A 23,530-nucleotide genomic window follows, 5' to 3' on the forward strand; every position below is an offset into this window, starting at 1 on the left:
TGAAAGTTTCATTAAGAAGTTATTGTCTCATAGTATCATCTCTTCCAAAAACCTGTCTTGGCTTACTTCCATTACGACCAGAGATAATCCCTTCAGCTTCCATTTCATCTATAATTCTAGCCGCTCTATTATACCCTATTTTTAGTCTTCTCTGCAATAAGGATGTTGAAGCTTGCCCTTCTTCTAATACAATTTTAATAGCTTCATCTATTAACTCATCACAATCTTCTCCACCCTTAGATTTGGAAACACTATTTTCTATTTCATCCATGATTTCTTTTTTATACTCTAATTCCTTTAATCCATTACGAATAAATTCTACTACCGTCTCTACTTCTTCCTCAGACACAAAGGCTCCTTGAATTCTAAGTGGCTTCGATTCACCTACAGGATAATATAGCATATCCCCTTTACCTAAAAGCTTCTCTGCTCCCGAAGAGTCTAGTATAGTTCTTGAGTCTATTTGACTTGAAACAGCGAAGGATATCCTAGATGGTATATTAGCTTTAATTACCCCTGTAATTACATCTACAGATGGTCTTTGTGTTGCTATTACTAAATGCATTCCTGCGGCCCTAGCCATTTGAGCAAGTCTACCTATATATTCCTCAACATCATTTGGACATACCATCATTAAGTCTGCTAACTCATCAATTATTATTACAATCCATGGAAGTTTTTCTTCTATTATTCCCTTTTCTACAAAGTCGTTATATCCTTCAATATTTCTTACGTTATTATCTGCAAAGAGTTTATATCTTCTAGTCATTTCATTAACTGCCCAATTTAATGCTCCTGCAGCCTTTTTAGGTTCTGTAACTACTGGAATTAATAGGTGTGGTATTCCATTGTATATATTAAGTTCTACCACTTTAGGGTCTATTAACAGCAATTTAACCTCTTGAGGTGTATATTTATATAATAAACTTATTAATAGAGTATTGATACATACACTTTTTCCTGAACCTGTAGCTCCTGCAATCAAAAGGTGAGGCATCTTAGATAAATCTCCCACTACACAATTTCCTGCAATATCCTTTCCAAGGGCAAAGGCTAAATTTTTCTTAGTGAGCGTAAACTCTTCACTTTCTATTACCTCTCTTAAAAATACTGCTGATAAATCTTTATTCGGTACTTCTATACCCACTGCTGCCTTTCCAGGGATTGGAGCCTCTATCCTAACTCCTGAGGCTGCTAAGTTTAGAGCTATATCATCTGCTAGATTAACTATCTTACTAACCTTAACTCCTACATGGGGTTGTAATTCAAATCTAGTTACAGATGGACCTTTTGTAACCTGTATTACCTTAGCTTCAACTCCAAAACTTTCTAAAGTTTCTTGAAGTTTATTAGCACTATTAAGGAGGTCTTTTTTATCGCTATTTTTACCTAAACTACTTAAATTTTTATGAAGGAGTTCTGGTGCAGGATGTTCATAAGCATATATTTTGTTTCCATCACCAAAGGAAATGTCAATATCTATATCCTCTATATTATTTCTATTTTCCTTTGACTTATTAGGTTGTTCTATACTTGTTTCTGTTTTTCCTTCAAATCTATTCTCTTCTTCATCCATCTTCATAAAATCTATAATTTTAATCTTCGACTCATCACTGCTTCCATTGTCTCTAGTATTCCCATCTGCTGATACATATTCCATAGCTTCATCAATTGCAATATTAGTTTGCTTCAAATCCCTTGACTTTTTTTTGCTTTTTACTTTTTCAAAGGTAAATAACTCTTTTATAGTAATATTATTAATTAAAACTAAAGATATTATATATAAAGCAAATAAAACTATATAACTACCTACCTTTCCTAAAAGTGAACTTATAGGAACAGTAATTATTAAAGATATAATACCTCCGTGAAGTACAGACTTAGATTTAAATTGATCTATAATAGCACTTGCCATATTTCCTTTTACATAGTAAGCAGGTAATACTATAAGTTCAACAAAAATCATGGTAGTAACTATAAATATTAAAATTCCAAGGGATTTTTTTGTTATCTTTAGATATTTATCTATTTTTATGTAACTTACTCCCATATAAATAAGCACAAAAGGTAAAACATAGGCACCAATTCCAAGAAGTCCTATAAAAATTCTATTAATAAATACTCCCATGTCCCCAGCCAAAGATGTTGGGTCTGAAAACATAACTGATAGTAAAGCTAAAAATATTAAAACACCTAGGGTTATCAGTATAATTCCATTAAAATCAAAAAGTTTATCCTTTTTTGCTCCCTTAGCTTTTGAACTATTATTTTTAACAGTGCTTTTTTTACTGCTATTTTTCTTTTTTAAAGTTTCTTTTCCTTTAGTCATAGTATCTCCTCCAAAACTCTTCCTAAGATTCATGAAAATAATTTCCATTTATCCATCTCAATATATTGTACATTGAAATCCACCTATATTTCAAATTTTTTTACAAATAAAAAGTTGCCAACATGATTTTGCTGACAACTCAATGGTGAATTGTTAAATTTTATCTATTTCTTCACTAATATTTTCTTCTGAACTTATTTCTAGTTGATTTTTTTCACCTTCACTTATTAACTCTTCTAATTTATCTAAGGCTTCTCTAATTCCACCGACTTCATCAATAAGACCACATTCTACGGCTTGATCCCCTATCAATATAGTTCCTATATCATTTAGTAATTCATCTGTTTGACTCATAAGCCTTCTAAAATCGTCTGAATCAATTTTTGAAGTTCTAACTACGAACTCAACTATTCGCTCCTGCATCTTTCTAAAATATTCAAAGGTTTGAGGTACACCTATAACAAATCCATTCATTCTTACAGGATGCACTATCATTGTAGCTGAAGGAGTTATAAAGGAATAATCTGATGCCGTAGCTAATGGAACTCCTATAGAGTGTCCTCCACCTATGACTATGGATACTGTAGGCTTACTAAGACTAGTTATCATCTCTGCAATAGCTAATCCTGCTTCTACATCCCCTCCTGCAGTATTCAATACTATGAGTATACCTTTTACATTGACATCTCTTTCAATAGCTATTAGCTGAGGAATAATCAACTCATATTTAGTAGACTTAGTTTGATTACCAGAAATATTATGACCTTCAACCTGACCTATTATAGGTATAACTTGAATCCTGTCATCAGCCTTTGCTACAGACATGACCCCTACTTCTTTGAGGTTTGCAACTTCCTTACTTACTCCTTTAGAGTTATCATCTTCATTTTGTTCATCTTCATTTTCTTCATTTATTATAACTTTACTTTTATTATTTTTTTTGTGTTTAGTATCTTTATCTTCCTTATGTTTTTTATTTTCCGCTTCATTAATCATGGAAAAACACCTCCTAATGTTTCTTATTCTGTGCATTAAGAGGTGTTTATATACTACCCTAATTTAAATTCATTATGAAGTAAATTTATAGCATCTTTAACTTTATTACTTTCTACAAGACACCAAATAGTTGTATGTGAATCAGCAGTTTGAAGAATATCTATATTACCTTCTTCTAAAGCCCTTAGAATTCTAGACATAACTCCAGGTATTCCTCTCATCTTTGAACCTATTATAGATATTTTGCTACAATTTTCTGTATACTGATAATCAATTTCATAGTTAGTTGCTATATTTTTAAACTTATCTAAGTCTACCTCACTTATAGTAAATATTTTATCATTTACAAATACACTTATCAAATCAATACTTATTTCATTTTCAGCTAAAATATGAAATATATTATTGCAGTGCTCCTTTGAGCCTCCATTAATTCTTATTTGAACTCTATTACTCATATGAGTAATTCCAGTGATAATTCTTTCATTGTCCTCCCCATAAGAAGAAATAGTAGTCCCTTCACAATCACTAAGAGTATTTTTAATTACTAATGGAATATTATATTTTCTAGATATTTCAACAGCTCTAGGATGTATTACTTTAGCTCCTTGATCAGCAAATTGGAATACTTCATCATAGCTTATACTCTCAATTAGTGAAGCCTTAGAAACTATTCTTGGATCTGCTGTCATTATACCATCAACATCTGTATATATTTGAACTTCCTTTGCCTTTAGTGCTGCTCCTAAAATTGCCCCTGTAACGTCACTTCCACCTCTTCCTATGGTAGTGATGCTACCTTCTTCACTTATACCTTGAAAACCTGCTACTACAGGTACTTTTCCCTGCTCTAATACCTTTAGTACATTTTTCGGATTAACATCTAAAATAGATGCATTATTAAAATTATTATCAGTCCTTATACCAGCTTCTCCACCCATAAGTGGAACTGCCTCTACACCTTCTCTTAATAAATCATTACACATTACCACTGTACTTAAAGTTTCCCCACAGGACAAAAGTAAGTCTAAGGCCCTTTTATTATTTATCTTAAATTCTTCATTAACTAAAGATAATAATGTATCTGTTGCATAAGGAGAACCTTTTCTCCCCATAGCTGATACTACTACTACAGGTTTATATCCATCCTTTATAGCTTTTTTTATCTTTTTTGTAACTAATATTCTATTATTTTCACTAGATACTGATGTACCACCAAATTTCTGAACAACTATATCCATACTTACCTCCATATTATATATGGGATTTTCTTAGTGTTTCCCCATCAACATCGATGATTATAGTTTTAGAGCCTATCTTCTTTACATAATCCCATGAAACTTCCAGCATCTCATTATTTCTAAAAAACATCTTACTAGACTTTCCATCTCCAAGTAATAGTAGCTTTAGCTCACCATTTTCATTTATAACTATATCATTATTGCCCAGGACACTATACTTATCTCCATCATTAATGTTTATTATTTCATATCGTTCCATTTCACTTAAAAATCTATATTTTTCTTCCATCACATATCACCTCATACATAATTATATAAATTACTATGATTAATATGTTTTCTATTATATATTTATGAGTAAATTAAAGAAACTTAATACAATTATAATATAATTTATGAAATTATACACTAGTATGTTCTTATGTTTTATAATAAAAAAAAATAAAAAGGCATTTTACCTTTTTATTTTAACTTCTATTTACTCTTCTGTTTTAGACTCTTCACTATCTTTTAATGCATCTTTTCTTGAAAGATTTACTCTTCCTTGAGAATCGATTTCTGTTACTTTTACAAGTATTTCATCACCTATAGCTACTACATCTTCTACTTTATTTACTCTTTCGTTAGCTAATTTAGATATGTGTACTAATCCTTCTTTACCAGGAAGTATCTCTACAAAAGCACCAAAAGCCATAATCTTAGTAACTTTACCTAAGTATATTTCTCCAGCTTCTACTTCTTTAGTGATTTCTTTAATGATTCTTAATGCTTCATTAGCACTTTCACTATCAGTAGACATTATAACTATCTTACCATCATCATTAGTATCAATTTTAACACCTGTATCTGCTATTATTTTCTTAATAGTTTTTCCACCAGGTCCTATGATATCTCTAATTTTATCTGGTTTTATATTTATAGTGTACATTCTTGGAGCATATTGAGATAGCTCTGCTCTTGGCTCAGCTATACATTCATTTATCTTATCTAAGATATATAATCTAGCAGTTCTAGCATCTTCTATAGCTGTTCTTATACAATACTTAGATAATCCTTTTATTTTTGTATCAACTTGAATTGAAGTTATTCCTTTTTCTGTACCAGCAACTTTAAAGTCCATGTCTCCAAAGAAGTCTTCGATTCCTTGAATATCTGTAATTACAGCTTCTTCACTTAAATCTTCGCTAGTTATAAGTCCCATGGCAATTCCTGCTGCTGGTCTCTTTATTGGAACTCCAGCATCAAGTAATGCTAATGTACTTCCACATACACTGGCTTGAGATGTAGATCCGTTAGAGCTTAAAACTTCTGAAACAAGTCTTATTGCATATGGGAATTCCTCTATAGAAGGAATTAGTGGTTCTAAGGCTCTTTCAGCTAAAGCACCGTGTCCTATTTCTCTTCTTCCTGGTCCTCTAAGTGGTCTTACTTCTCCAACACTGTATGCTGGGAAATTGTAGTGATGCATATATCTCTTGAAGTCTTCTTCTCCAATACCATCTATGATTTGAACATCACCTAAAGCTCCCAATGTAGCTACAGTCATTACTTGAGTTAATCCTCTTGTAAATAATCCTGTCCCATGAGTTCTTGGAAGGAGTCCAGTTTCACAAGATATAGATCTAATTTGATTAAATTCTCTTCCATCTGGTCTTCTCTTATCTCTAAGTAACATGTTTCTTACAATTTCCTTTTGAATATTGTAAACAACTTCTCCTATGTCACTTCCACCCTCTGGATACTTCTCAGAAAATTCTTCATTTATTTTAGTTTTAATTTCACTTACTTTAAGATTTCTTTCATCTTTATCAGTGATATACATAGCTTCTTTTAACATATCAAAAGCAAAGTTTCTTACTTCACCTTGGATTTCTTCATTTGCTTTGTATAGTACTGGCTCAGGTTTAACCTTTCCAAATTTAGCTCTAGCCTCTTCTTGGAACGCTATAATAGATTGACACTGATTAAATCCAAAGTCTATAGCTTCAATCATAGTTTCTTCTGGAATTTCATCTCCACCAGCTTCTATCATCATAACTCTGTCTTTAGTAGCACATACAGTTAATTGCATTGAGCTTAATTCTCTTTCTTTAGATGTAGGGTTAACTACAAACTTTCCATCGATTAATCCAATTGATACTGTAGCTACTGCATCAGTAAATGGTATACTTGATAAAAGTAATGCTATTGAAGCTGCATTCATAGCTAATATTTCTGGAGAATTATCTTGGTCTACAGATAATACCGTACAAACCACTTGAACATCATTTCTATATCCTTTTGGGAATAGAGGTCTTATAGGTCTATCTATAGCTCTACAATTTAGTATAGCTTTTTCTGATGGTCTTCCCTCTCTCTTTAAAAATCCCCCTGGAATTTTACCTACTGCATATAGTCTTTCTTCATACTCTACACTTAGTGGGAAAAAATCTATTCCTTGTCTTGGTTCTTCAGACGCATTTACATTTACAAGGATTACAGTCTCTCCATAACTAATAAACATAGCACAATCAGATAACTTTCCAATTTTACCAATTTCTATCTTCATTTCTCTTCCTGCTACAGAAGTACTTAACGTATTTGTCATTTAATCTCCTCCTTTCGGTTATTAAAAAAATATATATATAGATATATACTTATTATTATCTTTTTTTTGCTATTTAATTAAAATAATAGAGCGGCTTTGCCGCTCTTAATTATTTTCTAATTCCTAATTTAGCAATTATAACACGGTATCTTTCGATATCTTGCTTCTTTAAGTAGCTTAAAAGTCCTTTTCTTTGTCCAACCATCATTAAAAGACCTCTTCTTGAGTGGTGGTCTTTTTTGTGAACTTTTAAATGCTCAGTTAATTCCTTAATTCTTTCTGTTAATAATGCTATTTGTACTTCTGGAGAACCTGTATCTCCTTCTGTTCTTGCAAATTGTTGCATTATTTCTTGTTTTCTTGCCTTTTCCATATTGTATGCACCTCCAATAGTTAAATCGCCATATGCCATGTACCCCGTTGGCATTCAGAATACATAGCATAAGGTTCATATGAAATTATATCAAACTAAATTTATTTTGTAAATAGAAAAACTAATTAAAAATTTGTAAAAATTAGTTATTTAGGGATTTTATCTATATATATAGAATAATCCTTACTATTTACATAATTTTTATCCTTGGATAGTTGATTCTTTAATTCATCAATTGATCCAAATCTTTTTTCTTCTCTTATTTTCTCTATAAAATATAGTTTAATTTCTTCTCCATATATATTTTTATCAAAATTTAAAATATTAGTTTCAATACTTAATTTACTACCTTCTAGGGTAGGATTGTATCCAATATTAGTTATGGCTTTATAAAAGCAATTTTTATACTCTACAATAGTTCCATAAACTCCACCCTTAGGTACTACAAATTTTTTATCATAATTTAAGTTTACAGTAGGAAATCCCATGGTTCTACCTATCTGCTTACCCTTAATTATATTTCCACTTAACATAAATGGTCTATCAAGAAACTTATTAGCTCTTTCTATATTTCCTTCTTGAAGATTATGTCTAATGGCAGAGCTACTTACCACTTCTCCATCTGAAGTTATGGGCTCTACTACAAAAAGTTCATAGTCTAATATTTCACTATATTTTTTAAGAATCTCTACATCACCTAAATTTTTATATCCAAAACGATAATTAAAGCCAACTACTATACCTTTAGCATTATAATGCTTCTTTAAATTATTAATGAATTGTTCTGGTGAAATTGACATGAATTCCTTATTAAACTCCATAAAATTCAATATATTCACTTGAAGTTTTTCAAATAAAATAGCTTTCTCTTCATTGCTCATTATTAGTTTTGGACAAATCTCTTTATTAACAACAGACAAAGGATGATTTTTAAAGGTACATACCATTACCTCTACATCTTCTATCTTTTCACTTAATTTAATCTTCTCTGCTAATTCCTTAGCACTATTAATTAATTCTCTATGACCACTATGTATACCATCAAAACTTCCCAGAACAATTATACTAGGAGTTTCAATGATTTCATTAAAATTATCTTGTATAATTTTCATAAATATATCCCCTAAAGAAAAAGTTTTATTAATTTAAATCCTGCTTCACTTTCTGACCCAATTCCTATAAGCTTATTTGAATTGTTGTATACTGCATATTTGCAAAACTTTTCAATTCTATTTAAAAGAGTTCTATCATTTATGGTTACACCATTTAATATTAACCTTTCAAACTTTTCATTAACTACAAGTTTAGGAAACTTACTAAATACTTCATCTAAGGAAATAATATAGTTATTTATATTATCCTCTGTTAGATCTTTTAGTTCTACACTCCTATCTATAGTAAAAGGACCAGTAGCTGTTCTCTCTAGCTCCCACATCATAGCTCCACAACCAAGTTCTTCTCCTATATCATAACATAAACTTCTTATATAAGTTCCTTTAGAACATCTAACTTTTATGTGGATTATAGGTCTATCTATGGATAATATATCAATACTATGGATAGTAACTGTCCTTGGCTCTCTATAGACTTCTTTTCCTTCTCTAGCTAATTCATAAAGTTTTTTCCCATTTTGTTTAAGAGCAGAATACATAGGTGGAACTTGTGCAATAGTTCCTACAAATTTATTTATAGCCTTAGTAATTTCTTCTTCTGTAGAATCTACCTTACTCTCACGAAGTACTTTTCCTTCTCTATCGTAAGTATCTGTGACAACTCCTAATTTAACTTTTGCTATATATTCTTTCTCACCTTCCATGATAAAGTCTATGGCCTTTGTTGCTCTTCCTATACATACCGGAAGTACACCACAAGCTTCTGGATCTAAGGTACCCCCATGTCCAACTTTCTTCTCTTTAGCTAGCTTTTTTATTTTTCTCACTACGTCAAAGGAACTAATGCCAAGAGGTTTATTTATATTTAAAACTCCAAAGGGTTTATTATTTTCTATCATAAGATATCAACTCTTCTTCTAATATTTTGTATATTTTATCCTTTACTTCACTGATGGAACCTTCACAAAAAAGACCAGAAGCTCTTTTATGACCTCCACCATTAAAATTTTCCGCTACTTTACTAACGTCAACTATTTCTTTAGACCTTAAGCTTACTTTTATTCCACCCTTACTTTCTTTAAATAAAGCCACTACCTCTACTCCACTTATCATAGTTCCAAAGTGAATAACCTCGGAAGAATCCATGGATTCTAAGCCTACTTCATTAAGCATAGCATCATTAATCTCCATAAATACAACTTTATTATTTAGATGTAATGTCAAAGTATCGATGACTTTTCCAAAGAACTTAACTTTATTAAATTCTTTATTTTCAAAGACTTGTCTTTGAATTTTATTAAAGTTAACTCCAGTTTTAATAATTTCACCAGCTATCTCATGAGTTCTGCTTGTAGTATTAGAATGCTTAAAGGAACTTGTATCTGTTAAAATAGAAGTATAAATTGATTTACCTATATTCTTTGTAATATCTACTTTTAACTGATTTAATATGTCATAAATTATTTCTCCAACTGCTGAAGAATTTATATCCACATAATTAAAATCACCATACTTTTCATTACTTAGATGGTGATCTATGTTTACAAGCTTATATTGCCTTTTCTCCGCATCTAAATTAGCATTTATTCTCTTGAAATCTCCACAATCTAGTACAATTATTAAATCTGTACCATCCTTTACCTGTTGAAGTAATCCTGTGATTTCCTCACTACAAGGCAAATACTCAAAAGTATCTGGAACTTTCTCCTTAGAAAGTATATATGCTTCTTTATTAAGTGCCCTCAGCCCTTGAAGTAGGGCTGTGGCACTTCCTAGAGAATCACCATCTGGTGATTGATGAAAAGTAATTCCTATACAATTACTTTTCTCTATGATATCTACTATATTCCTAGTTATCATTAGAATCATTCTCCTTTATCTTTCTAAATAAAGACTCTAAATGATTCGCTTTATCTAAAGTTGTATCTAACTCTATGATAACTTCTGGAACATGTCTTAACTTAACATTTTTTCCTATCTCTTTTCTTATAAAACCTGTTGAGCTTTTAAGAATTTTAAGAGCATCTGTCTTTTGATCCTCTGTACCAAATATACTAACAAATACTTTAGCATAGCTTAAGTCTCTTGTTACTTCTACATCTGTTACACTTACCATTGCTGTAAGTCTAGGATCCTTTATTTTGTTTTGAATAGTGTTGCTAACATCTTTTTTTATCTCTTCATTGATTCTGCCGCCTCTATAGTTAGCCATGGAGATCACTCCTTCCTATTACAATTGTTTTGGTTTAATTTCTTCCATGATATAGCCTTCTATAATGTCTCCTTCTTTTATATCATTGAATTTCTCAATGCTAAGTCCACATTCGTATCCAGCTGCTGCCTCTTTAACGTCATCTTTAAATCTCTTTAAAGATGCAAGAGTAGATTCTGTAATTACTATACCATCTCTTAGTACTCTAACTTTACTGTTTCTTGTTATCTTTCCATTAAGAACATAACATCCTGCTATAGTCCCAACGTTAGAAATTTTATATACCTGTCTTGCTTCACAACGTCCAGTAATAACTTCTTTATATTCAGGTTCAAGCATACCAATCATTGCTGATTTAATATCATCCAATGCATCATAGATAATTCTGTAAGTTTTAATTTCTACGTTATCTCTTTCTGCAACTGTAATAGCATTATTGTCTGGTCTTACGTTGAAACCAATAATAATAGCATTAGAAGCATAAGCTAGAGATACGTCTGTTTCAGTTATAGCTCCAACTGCTCCGTGGATAACTCTAACTTTTACGTTATCTGTAGAAAGCTTTTCTATGGATTGCTTAACAGCTTCTGCTGAACCTTGAACGTCAGCTTTAACTATTACACTTAATTCTTTAACCTTACCTTCTTGGATTTGGTTATATAGATTTTCCATAGATACTCTATTAGAGGTTTGGAAATGTTCTTGTCTAATCTTTTCTTTTCTTGACTCTGCCATTATTCTAGCTGTCTTTTCATCTCTAACAACAGTAAATCTATCTCCTGCTGCTGGAACTTCTGAAAGTCCTAATATTTCTACTGGCATAGAAGGGCCAGCTGCTTTTGTAGTTTTACCTTTATCATCAATCATTGCTCTGATTCTACCATAAGTAGTTCCAACTATTATAGAATCTCCTGATTTTAAAGTTCCATTTTGAACTAGTATACTAGCTACAGGTCCTCTACCTTTATCTAATTTAGCTTCTATAACTGTTCCTTTAGCTCTTCTATTAGCATCAGCTTTTAATTCTAACATTTCAGCATTTATTGTAATCATTTCAAGAAGATTATCTAAGCCTTCCTTAGTGTGAGCAGATACTGGTACACATATAGTATCTCCACCCCAATCTTCAGATACTAATCCATATTCTGTTAACTCTTGCTTAACCCTATCTGGATTTGCACTTTCTTTATCCATTTTATTTATAGCTATAATCATAGGTACTTCTGCAGCTTTACAGTGATTTATAGCTTCAACAGTTTGTGGCATAATTCCATCATCTGCTGCTACTACTAATATAACTATATCTGTAACTTGAGCTCCTCTGGCTCTCATAGAAGTAAAAGCTTCGTGACCTGGAGTATCAAGGAAGGTAATTCTCTCACCATTTACATCTACAGTATAAGCACCTATGTGTTGAGTAATTCCACCAGCTTCTGTTGCTGTAACTTTAGATTTCTTTATTGCATCTAGTAATGATGTCTTACCGTGGTCAACGTGACCCATTACTGTAACTATTGGTGGTCTTTTAGTTTCTTTTGCTTCTGATGCTTCGTCTTCTATCTCATCAATCTCATCCTCTTGTTCTTTAGCAACGTCACCAACATTTTGCTCTTTTAATACTGCAATAGATCCAAAGCTATCTACAAGCTTTTCAGCTGTGTTAAAGTCAATCTCTTGGTTTACACTTGCCATAACTCCTTGGAATATTAAAGCTCTTATAACTTCTACCACTGGTTTTTTTAGCTTATCAGCTAAGTCTTTTACAACGATAGTTTCTTCCATTTCGATTACTTCATCTGGAGTTTCATCAACCTTTTCTTCGTTTCTCTTATTTCCGCCTTTTCTCATTTTGCTATTTTTTCTTTGCTGCTTACTTATATCTTCATTGATTTTTGATTCATATTCCTCAATGATTTCTTTCTTTTCAGCTGCTTCTTTTTTCTGTTCTTCATATAGCTCTTTTATAAGATCAGCATCCTCTTCATCGATGACACTCATGTGATTCTTAGCTTCTACACCGAACTCTTCCATTAATACACTTATAAGTTCCTTGTTTGTAACTTCTAATTCTTTAGCTAACTCATATATTCTTATTTTCGACAAAACTTTCACCCCCGAATTTACATTCCGTAATTCTCTTTCCATAACTTTATTAAATTTTCACAAATTTTTTCATCTCTTACTGCTAACACATTGATTTCTTCTCTACCTATGGCCATACCCAATTCATTTTTAGGTATATTTCCTATTACAGGCACTCTTCTGTCATCACAGTATTTTTCAAATTTTTTCTTAGTGTTTTCTGAACACTCTAAGGATAAAATACATAGATGGATTTTATTTCTTTTTATCTCTTCTTCGCATCCATTATATCCTTCTACTAAGTTTCTAGATTTTTTTGCAATTCCTAGAAAACTTAAAAATTTATTCTGCATTAACTATCTCTTCCTTTAGTTTATCATATATTTCATCATTTATCTTAGTTTCCAGATTTCTTTCTAGTCTTTTAGTCTTTACGGATTTTTCTAAACATTGAATATTTCTGCAGATATAGGCTCCACGACCAGGTTTTTTACCATGTAAATCTATAGATATCTCATTTTCCTTATTTTTAACAACTCTTATAAGTTCCTTCTTAGGTTTCATTTCCATGCATCCTGTGCACATTCTTTGAGGTATCTTTTTTACCTTCATAAAATATCACCTACCTTTAAAGGTTACTTTCTTCGTTTTGTAAGCTTTCAGCTTGACTCTTACTCTTAATATCTATTTTCCATCCAGTAAGTCTTGCTGCTAATCTAACATTTTGACCTTCCTTACCTATGGCTAATGATAATTGATTATCATCTACTACAACCTTAGCACTCTTTCCATCCTCATCTACATCAACTGATAAAACTTTAGCTGGACTTAGCGCATGAGCAATATACTCTTCTGGTAACTTACTCCACTTTATTATATCAATCTTTTCATTTCTAAGTTCATTTACTATGTTTTGAACTCTAATTCCTTTAGGTCCAACACAAGCTCCCATAGGATCTACTTCTTCATCATTAGACCATACAGCTATTTTAGTTCTTGAACCTGCTTCTCTAGCTATACTTTTTATTTCTACAATTCCACTGTATATTTCCGGAACTTCTAACTCAAATAATCTTTTTACAAGGCCTGGGTGTGTTCTTGAAACTACAATTTGTGGTCCCTTAGAACTTTTCTTTACTTCCACTATATATAGCTTTAATTTTTCATTAAATATATAAGATTCTCCTGGCATTTGCTCATTTGGGCCTAATACAGCTTCTAGTTTACCTAGATCTATAAATACATTTCCTCTATCTTTTCTTAGAACTATACCTGTTATTATGTCAAATTCCTTAGTTATAAATTCATTATATATAAGAGTTCTTTCAGCTTCCTTAATTCTTTGAATAACAACTTGCTTCGCAGCTTGAGCCGCAACTCTTCCAAAATCTCTTGGAGTAACTTCAATTTCCGCAATATCTTCTAAGTTATATTTGGCACTGATTTCTCTAGCATCCTCTAAGGATATTTCTATTACATCATCATATACTTCTTCTACAACTTCTTTTAATGAGTATACATGAGTTTCTCCTGTATCTCTATTAACCCATACCCTTACGTTTTGCTCCTTGGCATGAGACTTTGCAAAATTTTTCTTATATGCTGCTACTAAAGCATCCTCTATGGTAGTAAAAAGCATTTCCTCACTAATTCCTTTTTCAACAACTAGTTGTTTTACAGCATCTATAAATTCTTCCTTAAATCCGGTGCTCATTATATTTATATCCTCCTTATAAAGTTGGGTTTAACGTAACTAAAGAAACCTTTGACATTGGTATTGCAACTTCATTGTCATTGATTTCTAACATTAAGTTTTCGCTATCAAACCCCTTCAATATCCCTTCATATTTTTTCTTTCCTTCAAATAATGCTGAAAGTTTTACAGCTACATCATGATTTATATACTTATTAAAATGTTCTTTTGTATATAAGGTTCTAAATATACCTGGAGATGATACTTCTAAATTATATTCTTCTGTTATAGGATCTTCTTTATCTAGCATTTCTCCAACAGCCTTACTTACTTCTACACAGTTATCCAAAGCAACGCCTTTTTCATTATCTATAAAAACTCTTAAAATATTTTGTCCGCCTTCACGTACATATTCTAAGTGATAAAGTTCAAATCCGAGTTTTTCTACTATATTAGTAATTTTACTATGGAGTTTTTCCACAACACCGCTACTGTTCATAATACATTTCCTCCTTTTTATTATATTTACTTCAAATCTTTAGTAATAAACTTAATATTTTTTTATTGCTATATAACTTTCATCTTTTTATTACGTTGAAAGTATTTGGTCAAATAGTCATGGGATAATATTTACATTACCACAGTACCCTTTAAGGTATGAGTTCAACTAGCTTTAGTGAGATGTAAAACCTTAGTTCAAACTAAGGTTCACTTTATAATTAAAACGCAACTTGGGGTTGCGTTTTAATAAATAGAGAGTAGGCATAAATCCTACTCTCCCTCAAAGATTATCATAATAACTAGCTCATTAAGTACGATTATATCATAGCTATTTTCAATATGCAATGGTTTTAGCTCCTTTGAGGTATTTATACCGATGACTACCATCTCTAATACTCCCATTTTATTTAAAATTGGAGTAAAGAGCTGCTACGTCCCTGGATAACGATTTCTAAGCTTCAAAGAAGCTAAGAACTCTGTTAATAAAATGGCACCTAACTTAAATTATTTAAATAAACAGTTGTTAAAAAAGACTTAATTGATTTGTTTCTGGTAAATCTCCTATGGCTCCGTGATTTGCCAAGGCTTCTACTACAGTCTTTGTAGCTTTACTTCTTATACGAAGATCTTCCTTAGATATAAATTCTCCATGATTTCTAGCTTCTGCTATAGCCTTTGCTGCATTTTCCCCTACTCCAGTAAGTCCACTTAAAGGAATTCTTATATTATCTCCTTCTATTGTAAATTTTACTGCCTCTGATTTATATACATCTACGGGTAGAAATTTTATCCCCCTTTTGTACATTTCATAACAAAGTTCTAAGGTGGTAAGAAGACCTTTTTCTTTCGTACCTATATTGTTCCCCAAAGCATTTAATTCATCCATAGTATCTTTCATTGCTTCTTCACCCTTTATAACTAAATCGCCATCAAAATCGTCTGCCCTAACAGTAAAATAAGTTGCATAGTAAGCCTTTGGGTGGTGAACCTTAAAATAAGCTATTCTCATAGCCATCATTACATAGGCAACGGCATGACCTTTAGGAAACATGTATTTTATTTTCTTACAGGACTCTATATACCAATCTGGAACATTATGTTCTCTCATTATGGCTTCAAACTCTTCTGATACACCCTTTCCTTTCCTAACCTTCTCCATGATGGTAAAAGCAGTCTTGGGCGGAAGCCCTTTATATATAAGATAAACCATAATATCATCTCTAGTAGATATACAATCTTTAAGGGTAGTATATCCTTCTTTTATATAATATTGAGCATTATTAAGCCATACGTCAGTACCATGAGAAAGACCAGAAATTCTAACTAGGTCAGAAAATGTTTGTGGTTTTGTATCTAACAGCATCTGTCTAACAAATTTGGTTCCAAACTCTGGAACACCATAACATCCAACTTCACAACCCAGTTCTTCAGGAGTTATGCCAAGAGCTTCTGTTCCTGTAAAAAGACTCAAAACCTTTGGGTCAGATAAAGGTACACTTTGAGGACTTATTCCAGTTAAATCTTGAAGCATCCTAAGCATAGTAGGATCATCATGGCCTAGTATATCAAGTTTTAAAAGCCTACCACTTATAGAGTGATAATCAAAGTGAGTTGTTATTATATCCGATTTTGGATCATCTGCAGGATGTTGTATTGGACAAAAATTAAATATTTCATTGTCGCTAGGTACAACCATAATTCCTCCTGGGTGTTGCCCTGAAGTTCTCTTTACCCCAGTACATCCAATAGTTAATCTTTCTATTTCCGCATTAGTAGTATTTATTTCTCTTTCATCTAAATACTTTTTAACATATCCATAGGCAGTCTTATCTGCAATAGTTCCTATGGTTCCTGCTTTAAAGGTATGACCTTTTCCAAAAAGAACTTCTGTATATCTATGAATATCACCTTGGTTATCCCCTGAGAAATTTAAGTCTATATCTGGTTCCTTATCTCCCTCAAAGCCTAAGAAGGTTTCAAAAGGTATATCATGACCATCTTTTATATAAGGAGTTCCACATTTTTCACAGTTTTTATCTGGTAAGTCAACTCCCGAACCTATGGATCCATCTAAAATGAATTCACTATTTTTACAATTTGGGCATACATAATGGGGTGGAAGCCCATTAACCTCTGTTATATCTGACATGGTAGCTACAAAGGAAGATCCAACAGACCCCCTAGATCCAACTAGATATCCATCACTGATAGACTTAGCCACTAATTTTTGTGCTATAAGATAAAGCACCGCATATCCGTTATTTATAATAGAGTTTAATTCCTTATCAAGTCTTTTCTGAATAACTTCTGGAAGATTATCTCCATATATAGATTTTACTTTATTTAAAGTCATGTTTCTAATGTCATCCTCTGCACCCTCTATTTTAGGAGCATAGGTTTCATCTGGAATTGGTTTAACCTCTCCAACTAAGCTTTGTATATACTCAGGGTTTTCCACCACAATTTCCATGGCCTTTTCTTCACCTAAATATGAAAACTCTCTTAACATTTCTGTAGTGGTTTTGAAATATAGTGGAGGTTGATTATCAGCATCATCAAACCCTTTTCCAGCCATTAAAATTCTTCTAAAAACTTCATCTCGTGGTTCTAAAAAGTGTACATCACCTGTGGCAACTACTTTTTTATTATAGAAATCTCCTAGTTCGCATACCCTTCTATTGAGATCCCTAAGCCCTTCTTCGTCTTTAACCATGTTCTTCTTTATTAAAAATTCATTATTCCCAATGGGCTGTACTTCTAAATAATCATAAAATTCTACTATATGTTCCATGTCCTCTAGGGATCTTCCTGCTAGAACCCCCTTAAATATCTCTCCAGCCTCACAGGCAGAACCAATAATAAGTCCCTCTCTATATTCTTCTATTAGACTCTTAGGAAGCCTTGGTCGTCTTTGATAATAGTCTAAGTTAGAAAAGGAGATTAGCTTATATAGATTTTTTAATCCACTCTGGTTTTTTGCTAAAATTATTACATGGTATGTGGGAGCTTTTTTTACATCAAAGGATTTTAAATATTCCTTATTAACTCCATCTAAATTATTAAAACCCTTCTCTCTTAACATATCAAAGGATTTTAAAAGAATATCTCCAGTAGCCTTAGCATCATCCACAGCTCTATGATGGTTTTCTAAGGATATCTTTAAGTATTCACATATTACATTAAGCTTATGCTTTTTAAGTTGTGGAAATAAAAATCTAGCTAAAGGTAATGTATCTATAATTCCATTTTTAAATTGCAATCCAAGATTTCTGCACTTAGACTTAATAAATCCCGTATCAAACTCCGCATTGTGAGCTACTACTACAGAACTCCCTACAAAGTCTAAAAACCTAGGAAGAACATCTTCTATGGTTTTACAACCCTTCACCATATCATTACTTATACCTGTAAGCTCTGTTATTTTATATGGAATGCTCATCTCTGGATTTATAAGTTCATTAAAGCTATCAATAACATGTCCATTCTCTATTTTAACAGCTCCTATTTCTATAATGCGATCTTGGTGACTTGAAAATCCTGTAGTTTCAATATCAAATACTACAAAGGAACTATTAAAATCTACTCCTCTACACCCGGTAGCTATACCTACTCCATCATTAACTAAATATCCCTCTATTCCATATATAATTTTTATATTATGCTTCTTCCCTGCATCCATTGCCTCTGGAAAGGCTTGAGCTACTCCATGATCTGTTATAGCAATTGCCTTATGTCCCCATTTAGCAGCTTTAGCAATAAGCTTTGAAGGTGTAACCACTGCATCCATGGAGCTCATGGTGGTATGAGCATGAAGCTCTATCCTCTTGACTTCACAACCATCCATTCTTTCACTAGGTTTCAACTTTACAATAGACTTTGCATTAAGGACTAAATCTTTAGAAAATCTATCAATTTCTACTTCCCCATAAACCTTGCAACATACTCCTGGTTTTAACTCTTCTAGCAGCTTTTCTACTTCTTCATTACTTCTTGGATATATTTTTATAGTTATAGAGCTAGTGTAGTCTGTAATATATAAAGAAGGATATATTTTTCCACTTTTAGCTTCAAATATATTTACCTTAAATACATCTCCAGCCACAGCTACTCTCCCAGAACCCATATTTAATTCACACATTTCTGTGGTTTCTTCATTTATATTTCTATTACCATATACCACATTGTCATCTAAAGGCTCTTTGCTCTTTCTATAATTCTCCTTCCAAGGACTAGCTTTTTTATCTCCCTTAGTTTCTTTAGCCTTTTCTTTAGCTTTGTCACTAGATCTACTAGAAATCTTAGGGCTATTTGCTATAATATCACTTACTATTCTCTTTTCTTCAATTTGCTTTTCTAGAATATAATCTTCTTCAATAGCCGATTCATCATAGTATATTTTTACTTCTACTTTAATGTTGAACATATTATAAATTTCACTTTGTATTAATCTATCTATATTCTTATGGCAGAGCATCTTAGATATAAATTCATTGGATATACCTATATTAATTCTGTCATTTTCTAGCTTTTTAACTGCTTTTAGTAAACTAGTCTTAGCAGAAGGAAAAGATGAGGCAAGAGAGTTAATCACATCTATCCAATACTCCCCCACCACATCTTCTAAAGCAACATGTTCTACATCTCTATACCACAAGATATCTATAGTACCTAAATCACAAAGTTTATCCTTAATAAGATTACATATATTCTCCTTCATAGGATCATCTAAGGAACTCTTATGTTTTAATACTACCTTAACCATCTCGCTTTGTTTTAGATATTGAACTTTATTTATGATGATATCTTCATAAATAGGCAATCTACTATCATATCCTAGTAGTTCTGACAATGTCATTTAGATTCCTCCTATCTATAAACTTTCAATCTCCTTAATCAATTCATCCAGTAAATCTTCTTCTTTTACTTTTCTTACAATCTCACCTTTTCTAAAGATAAGACCTTCTCCATTACCACCAGCTATTCCTACATCTGCTTCTCTAGCTTCTCCTGGCCCATTAACTACGCATCCCATAATAGCTACTTTTATATTTTTATTTATGTGACTTAATCTTTTTTCCGCTTCTTCTGCTATACTAATAAGATCTATTTGAGTTCTTCCGCAGGTTGGGCAAGATACAAATTTTATTCCATCCTCTAACATGCCAAGGGATTTTAATATTTCTCTTCCCACCTTAACTTCTTCAACCACATCTCCTGTAAGGGAAATTCTTAAGGTATCTCCTATGCCCTGTGCTAAAAGTGCTCCTACACCTACGCTGGATTTAACAGTGCCTCTCCATGTGGTACCTGCCTCTGTAACTCCAATATGCAATGGATAATTAACCTTACTAGAAACTATATTATAAGCCTCTATCATTTGAACTACATCAGAAGATTTTATAGATATGATTATATCTTCAAAATTTACTGCTTCTAGAATTTTTACATGATTAAGAGCACTTTCTGCTAAAGCCTCACTACACACTCTACCGTATTTATTTAAAACTTCTTTTTCTAGAGATCCAGAGTTAACCCCAATCCTTATTGGTATATTTCTTTCTTTTGCAGCTTTCGCCACCATCTCAACTCTACTTATGTCACCAATATTTCCCGGATTTATTCTAAGCTTAGAAACTCCATTTTCTATAGACTTTAATGCTAATCTATAATCAAAGTGGATATCTGCAACTAAAGGAATGTGAATTTGTTTTACGATTTCCTTTATAGCTTCTGCAGCCTCCATATCTGGAACTGCACATCTTACTATATCACAACCACTTTCTTCAAGTCTTAAAATCTGCTCTACTGTGGAGGATACATCTCTTGTATCCGTATTAGTCATGGATTGTACTGTAATTCTAGAATCTCCTCCAATGTATATATCTCCAACTTTAACTTTTCTTGTTTCTTTTCTCTTCATAATTTCCTCCTAAAACTGAATAGGATTTATAATATCTTTTAGCAATACCAAAACCATAAGAGACATCAATGCTAAAAATCCATAGTAATTAATTGTTGCAACCTTTTCTTTATTTACTTCCTTACCAGTTATGATCTGGAATAGTAATAGGAATATCCATCCACCATCTAAGGCAGGGAAGGGAATTACATTAAATATTGCTAGTTGAACACTGAATAAAGCCATAATATTTAATAATGTAAGAATTCCTTGCTGAGCAGCTCTTCCTGAAATTTTTATAATACTTATAGGACCTCCTACATCATCAGCAGAAACCTTTCCTTTGAATAGCTGACCAAAAAAGCCAAAGGTCTGTCTTATGGTACTTCCTGTTTGATTAAGCCCATATTTTATAGATTCAATAAAGTTAGGCTTTACAACCTTAGTATATACACCTACTTGATATCTATCCAATTCCTCATTATATGTTGGCACTAAATCAAGCTTTATCTTTTCTCCGTTTCTCTCTATTTCCATATTAACGGGCTTTCCTTCTCCTGTAAAAATCTCAGTAAGAAATTCTTCCCAAGTAGTAACCATCTTACCATTGACTTCGGTTATCTTATCTCCAGCTTTTATTCCTACTTCCATGGCTGGTGATTTTTCTACTACTTTATCTACAACGTTAGTAGAATGCCCTTGAATACCTCCTACTAAACTAAAGAATAGTATAGCTATTATAAAATTCATTATAGGACCTGCTGCTACAATAGTTAGCTTTTGAAAGGATGTCTTATTAGAAAAGGCTCTATCATCAACTACAGTTACATCATCCTCTTCTCCATACATTCTTACGTAACCACCAATGGGAAGTGCTTTAATAAGATACTCTGTCTCCTTCCCCTTAATGGAGAATAACTTTGGTCCCATGCCTAAGGAAAATTCAAGAACCTTTACGCCATTAACTCTAGCCATTATAAAATGACCAAATTCGTGACCTATAATTAATACACTAAATGCAAGTAAAGCCATTAAAAAATACGGTATATTACCTATAATACTTTGCAATATTCTTCTCCCCTTCCACTATATTCACTTATACATATCTCTTTAAAACATATTCCCTAACCTGCTTATCTATGTCTAAAACTTGTTGTAAATCTGGATTTTTCACATGTGGAAACTTATTCATGGCATCTTCTATTATTTCTTCAATTTGTAGATACTTAATCCTTTCATCCAGGAATAATTCTACTGCAATTTCATTAGCTCCATTATAAATTGCCGGCATATTGCCACCAAGTTTTCCTGCTTTAAATGCTAATTCTAAGCATCTAAAAGTGTTTATATCAGGCTGTTCAAAGGTTAGACTTGAAACGGTTTTAAAATCTAACTTATCTGCTATAGCTGTCCTTCTCTCAGGATAGCTTAAGGCATATTGGATAGGTAACCTCATATCTGTGCTTCCTAATTGAGCAATAATTGAACCATCTTTATACTCTACCATGGAATGTACAATACTTTGTGGATGAACTATAACTTCAATTTCATCATAAGAAACTCCAAATAAAAAGTGTGCTTCTATAACTTCTAATCCCTTGTTTACCAAGGTTGATGAATCTATAGAAATCTTTCTTCCCATGTTCCATTTAGGATGTTTTAGAGCCTCTTTAGGGGTAATTTCCTTCAAACCATCTCTAGTTTTACCTCTAAATGGCCCACCTGAAGCGGTAAGTATTATCTTGTTTATATCTTTTTTTTCATTACCCTGAATACATTGAAATATAGCTCCATGCTCTGAATCCACTGGAAGAATTTTAACACCATTTTCCTTTGCCTTTGCCATAACTATATCTCCAGCAACTACTAAGGTTTCTTTATTAGCAAGTGCTATATTTTTCTTAGCTTCAATAGCCCTAATAGTTGGTTTCAATCCTGCAATTCCTACTACAGAAGTCAAAACCGTATCGATTTCTTTTAAAGTAGCAACTTTTTCTAGTGCCTCTTCTCCACCAAAAAGGTTTACCTGTTTATTTTCTCTTTCACAGTACTCCTTTATAGCTTCATAACATTTCTCATCTGTTATACCTATATATTTTGGACTAAACTCTTCTATAATATCCACTAATCCTTTAAAGTTTCTATGAGCTGTAACCCCTATTAGGTTTACTTTATTTTCTTTATTTCTTATTATATCTAACGCCTGTGTTCCAATGGAACCAGTAGCTCCAAGTATGCTTATGTTTTTCACTGTCAACGCTCCTTTAATTTTATCTAAACACATTATACCCTATAATATGTAATAATACAAAATACTAATAGTTAAATTAATTTTAATACTAATAGCTAAATTAATTTTAAAGAATCAAAATTTAAAAAGGGATTTCCCAAAACAAGCTACTCTTAAGTAAAAGTCGAGGATCACTTATCTTATTCCTGCTCAGTACTTAAAGACTTGTAAATTTTTTGAGAAATCCCTTAAATTAATAATACCTTAATAATTTT

At 32.1% G+C, this 23,530-nt stretch carries 19 protein-coding genes; all 19 read right to left on the reverse strand.

Annotated elements, in window-relative coordinates; all coding sequences use genetic code 11:
• Positions 1–19: 19 nt before the first annotated feature.
• Positions 20–2,329, reverse strand: a complete 2,310-nt coding sequence (locus B3J31_RS06540) for an FtsK/SpoIIIE family DNA translocase (protein WP_346867843.1) — start codon at positions 2,327–2,329, stop codon at positions 20–22.
• 153 nt (positions 2,330–2,482) lie between these two features.
• On the reverse strand, positions 2,483–3,325 hold the full coding sequence (locus B3J31_RS06545; RefSeq protein ID WP_346867842.1) for a ClpP family protease: 843 nt from the start codon (positions 3,323–3,325) through the stop codon (positions 2,483–2,485).
• A gap of 53 nt (positions 3,326–3,378) precedes the next feature.
• Positions 3,379–4,566 (reverse strand): aspartate kinase, encoded by a 1,188-nt coding sequence (dapG, locus tag B3J31_RS06550; protein WP_150843833.1) that lies wholly within the window; start codon positions 4,564–4,566, stop codon positions 3,379–3,381.
• A gap of 13 nt (positions 4,567–4,579) precedes the next feature.
• Positions 4,580–4,855, reverse strand: a complete 276-nt coding sequence (locus tag B3J31_RS06555) for a YlmC/YmxH family sporulation protein (RefSeq protein WP_150843834.1) — start codon at positions 4,853–4,855, stop codon at positions 4,580–4,582.
• Between the two features lie 189 nt (positions 4,856–5,044).
• On the reverse strand, positions 5,045–7,153 hold the full coding sequence (locus tag B3J31_RS06560) for a polyribonucleotide nucleotidyltransferase (protein ID WP_346867841.1): 2,109 nt from the start codon (positions 7,151–7,153) through the stop codon (positions 5,045–5,047).
• Positions 7,154–7,262: 109 nt separating this feature from the next.
• Complete coding sequence (gene rpsO / locus B3J31_RS06565; protein ID WP_150843836.1) at positions 7,263–7,526, reverse strand: 30S ribosomal protein S15; 264 nt, start codon at positions 7,524–7,526, stop codon at positions 7,263–7,265.
• A 146-nt stretch (positions 7,527–7,672) separates the two neighbouring features.
• Complete coding sequence (locus B3J31_RS06570) at positions 7,673–8,638, reverse strand: bifunctional riboflavin kinase/FAD synthetase (RefSeq protein WP_150843837.1); 966 nt, start codon at positions 8,636–8,638, stop codon at positions 7,673–7,675.
• Between the two features lie 11 nt (positions 8,639–8,649).
• On the reverse strand, positions 8,650–9,537 hold the full coding sequence (gene truB, locus B3J31_RS06575; RefSeq protein WP_150843838.1) for a tRNA pseudouridine(55) synthase TruB: 888 nt from the start codon (positions 9,535–9,537) through the stop codon (positions 8,650–8,652).
• Positions 9,524–10,498 (reverse strand): bifunctional oligoribonuclease/PAP phosphatase NrnA, encoded by a 975-nt coding sequence (locus B3J31_RS06580; RefSeq protein WP_346867840.1) that lies wholly within the window; start codon positions 10,496–10,498, stop codon positions 9,524–9,526. Before B3J31_RS06580 ends, truB begins: the two co-directional genes overlap by 14 nt.
• Entirely contained in the window at positions 10,488–10,850 is a 363-nt protein-coding gene (gene rbfA / locus B3J31_RS06585; protein WP_035132809.1) for a 30S ribosome-binding factor RbfA, read from the reverse strand. Before rbfA ends, B3J31_RS06580 begins: the two co-directional genes overlap by 11 nt.
• Positions 10,851–10,868: 18 nt before the next feature.
• The gene (gene infB, locus B3J31_RS06590; protein ID WP_150843840.1) at positions 10,869–12,953 is read right to left on the reverse strand and encodes a translation initiation factor IF-2; all 2,085 of its coding nucleotides are present in this window, start codon (positions 12,951–12,953) and stop codon (positions 10,869–10,871) included.
• A 17-nt stretch (positions 12,954–12,970) separates the two neighbouring features.
• On the reverse strand, positions 12,971–13,285 hold the full coding sequence (locus B3J31_RS06595) for a ribosomal L7Ae/L30e/S12e/Gadd45 family protein (protein ID WP_035132804.1): 315 nt from the start codon (positions 13,283–13,285) through the stop codon (positions 12,971–12,973).
• On the reverse strand, positions 13,275–13,544 hold the full coding sequence (rnpM, locus tag B3J31_RS06600; RefSeq protein ID WP_346867839.1) for an RNase P modulator RnpM: 270 nt from the start codon (positions 13,542–13,544) through the stop codon (positions 13,275–13,277). The genes B3J31_RS06595 and rnpM overlap by 11 nt, the downstream gene beginning before the upstream one ends.
• 16 nt (positions 13,545–13,560) lie before the next feature.
• A complete protein-coding gene (nusA, locus tag B3J31_RS06605) occupies positions 13,561–14,646 on the reverse strand; it encodes a transcription termination factor NusA (protein WP_035132801.1) in 1,086 nt (361 codons plus the stop codon).
• A gap of 16 nt (positions 14,647–14,662) precedes the next feature.
• The gene (gene rimP, locus B3J31_RS06610) at positions 14,663–15,124 is read right to left on the reverse strand and encodes a ribosome maturation factor RimP (protein WP_150843841.1); all 462 of its coding nucleotides are present in this window, start codon (positions 15,122–15,124) and stop codon (positions 14,663–14,665) included.
• A gap of 525 nt (positions 15,125–15,649) precedes the next feature.
• Entirely contained in the window at positions 15,650–19,981 is a 4,332-nt protein-coding gene (locus B3J31_RS06615) for a PolC-type DNA polymerase III (RefSeq protein ID WP_346867838.1), read from the reverse strand.
• A gap of 15 nt (positions 19,982–19,996) precedes the next feature.
• Positions 19,997–21,046 carry a flavodoxin-dependent (E)-4-hydroxy-3-methylbut-2-enyl-diphosphate synthase gene (ispG, locus tag B3J31_RS06620; RefSeq protein ID WP_150843843.1) on the reverse strand — a complete coding sequence of 350 codons (1,050 nt, stop codon included), beginning with the start codon at positions 21,044–21,046 and terminating at the stop codon, positions 19,997–19,999.
• A 9-nt stretch (positions 21,047–21,055) separates the two neighbouring features.
• A complete protein-coding gene (rseP, locus tag B3J31_RS06625; RefSeq protein WP_167402981.1) occupies positions 21,056–22,057 on the reverse strand; it encodes an RIP metalloprotease RseP in 1,002 nt (333 codons plus the stop codon).
• Between the two features lie 64 nt (positions 22,058–22,121).
• Positions 22,122–23,276, reverse strand: a complete 1,155-nt coding sequence (locus B3J31_RS06630) for a 1-deoxy-D-xylulose-5-phosphate reductoisomerase (protein WP_346867837.1) — start codon at positions 23,274–23,276, stop codon at positions 22,122–22,124.
• Between the last annotated feature and the right edge of the window lie 254 nt (positions 23,277–23,530).

Source organism: Clostridium sp. UBA5988, assembly GCF_002435615.1.
GTDB lineage: Bacteria > Bacillota > Clostridia > Clostridiales > Clostridiaceae > Clostridium_J > Clostridium_J sulfidigenes.

Excerpts from the sequence above, each read along its gene's own strand:
- B3J31_RS06540 (WP_346867843.1), bottom strand. The coding sequence starts at position 2,329 with ATGACTAAAGGAAAAGAAACTTTAAAAAAGAAAAATAGCAGTAAAAAA.
- B3J31_RS06545 (WP_346867842.1), bottom strand. The coding sequence starts at position 3,325 with ATGATTAATGAAGCGGAAAATAAAAAACATAAGGAAGATAAAGATACT.
- dapG (WP_150843833.1), bottom strand. The coding sequence starts at position 4,566 with ATGGATATAGTTGTTCAGAAATTTGGTGGTACATCAGTATCTAGTGAA.
- B3J31_RS06555 (WP_150843834.1), bottom strand. The coding sequence starts at position 4,855 with ATGGAAGAAAAATATAGATTTTTAAGTGAAATGGAACGATATGAAATA.
- B3J31_RS06560 (WP_346867841.1), bottom strand. The coding sequence starts at position 7,153 with ATGACAAATACGTTAAGTACTTCTGTAGCAGGAAGAGAAATGAAGATA.
- rpsO (WP_150843836.1), bottom strand. The coding sequence starts at position 7,526 with ATGGAAAAGGCAAGAAAACAAGAAATAATGCAACAATTTGCAAGAACA.
- B3J31_RS06570 (WP_150843837.1), bottom strand. The coding sequence starts at position 8,638 with ATGAAAATTATACAAGATAATTTTAATGAAATCATTGAAACTCCTAGT.
- truB (WP_150843838.1), bottom strand. The coding sequence starts at position 9,537 with ATGATAGAAAATAATAAACCCTTTGGAGTTTTAAATATAAATAAACCT.
- B3J31_RS06580 (WP_346867840.1), bottom strand. The coding sequence starts at position 10,498 with ATGATAACTAGGAATATAGTAGATATCATAGAGAAAAGTAATTGTATA.
- rbfA (WP_035132809.1), bottom strand. The coding sequence starts at position 10,850 with ATGGCTAACTATAGAGGCGGCAGAATCAATGAAGAGATAAAAAAAGAT.
- B3J31_RS06595 (WP_035132804.1), bottom strand. The coding sequence starts at position 13,285 with ATGCAGAATAAATTTTTAAGTTTTCTAGGAATTGCAAAAAAATCTAGA.
- rnpM (WP_346867839.1), bottom strand. The coding sequence starts at position 13,544 with ATGAAGGTAAAAAAGATACCTCAAAGAATGTGCACAGGATGCATGGAA.
- nusA (WP_035132801.1), bottom strand. The coding sequence starts at position 14,646 with ATGAGCACCGGATTTAAGGAAGAATTTATAGATGCTGTAAAACAACTA.
- rimP (WP_150843841.1), bottom strand. The coding sequence starts at position 15,124 with ATGAACAGTAGCGGTGTTGTGGAAAAACTCCATAGTAAAATTACTAAT.
- B3J31_RS06615 (WP_346867838.1), bottom strand. The coding sequence starts at position 19,981 with ATGACATTGTCAGAACTACTAGGATATGATAGTAGATTGCCTATTTAT.
- ispG (WP_150843843.1), bottom strand. The coding sequence starts at position 21,046 with ATGAAGAGAAAAGAAACAAGAAAAGTTAAAGTTGGAGATATATACATT.
- rseP (WP_167402981.1), bottom strand. The coding sequence starts at position 22,057 with ATGGCTTTACTTGCATTTAGTGTATTAATTATAGGTCACGAATTTGGT.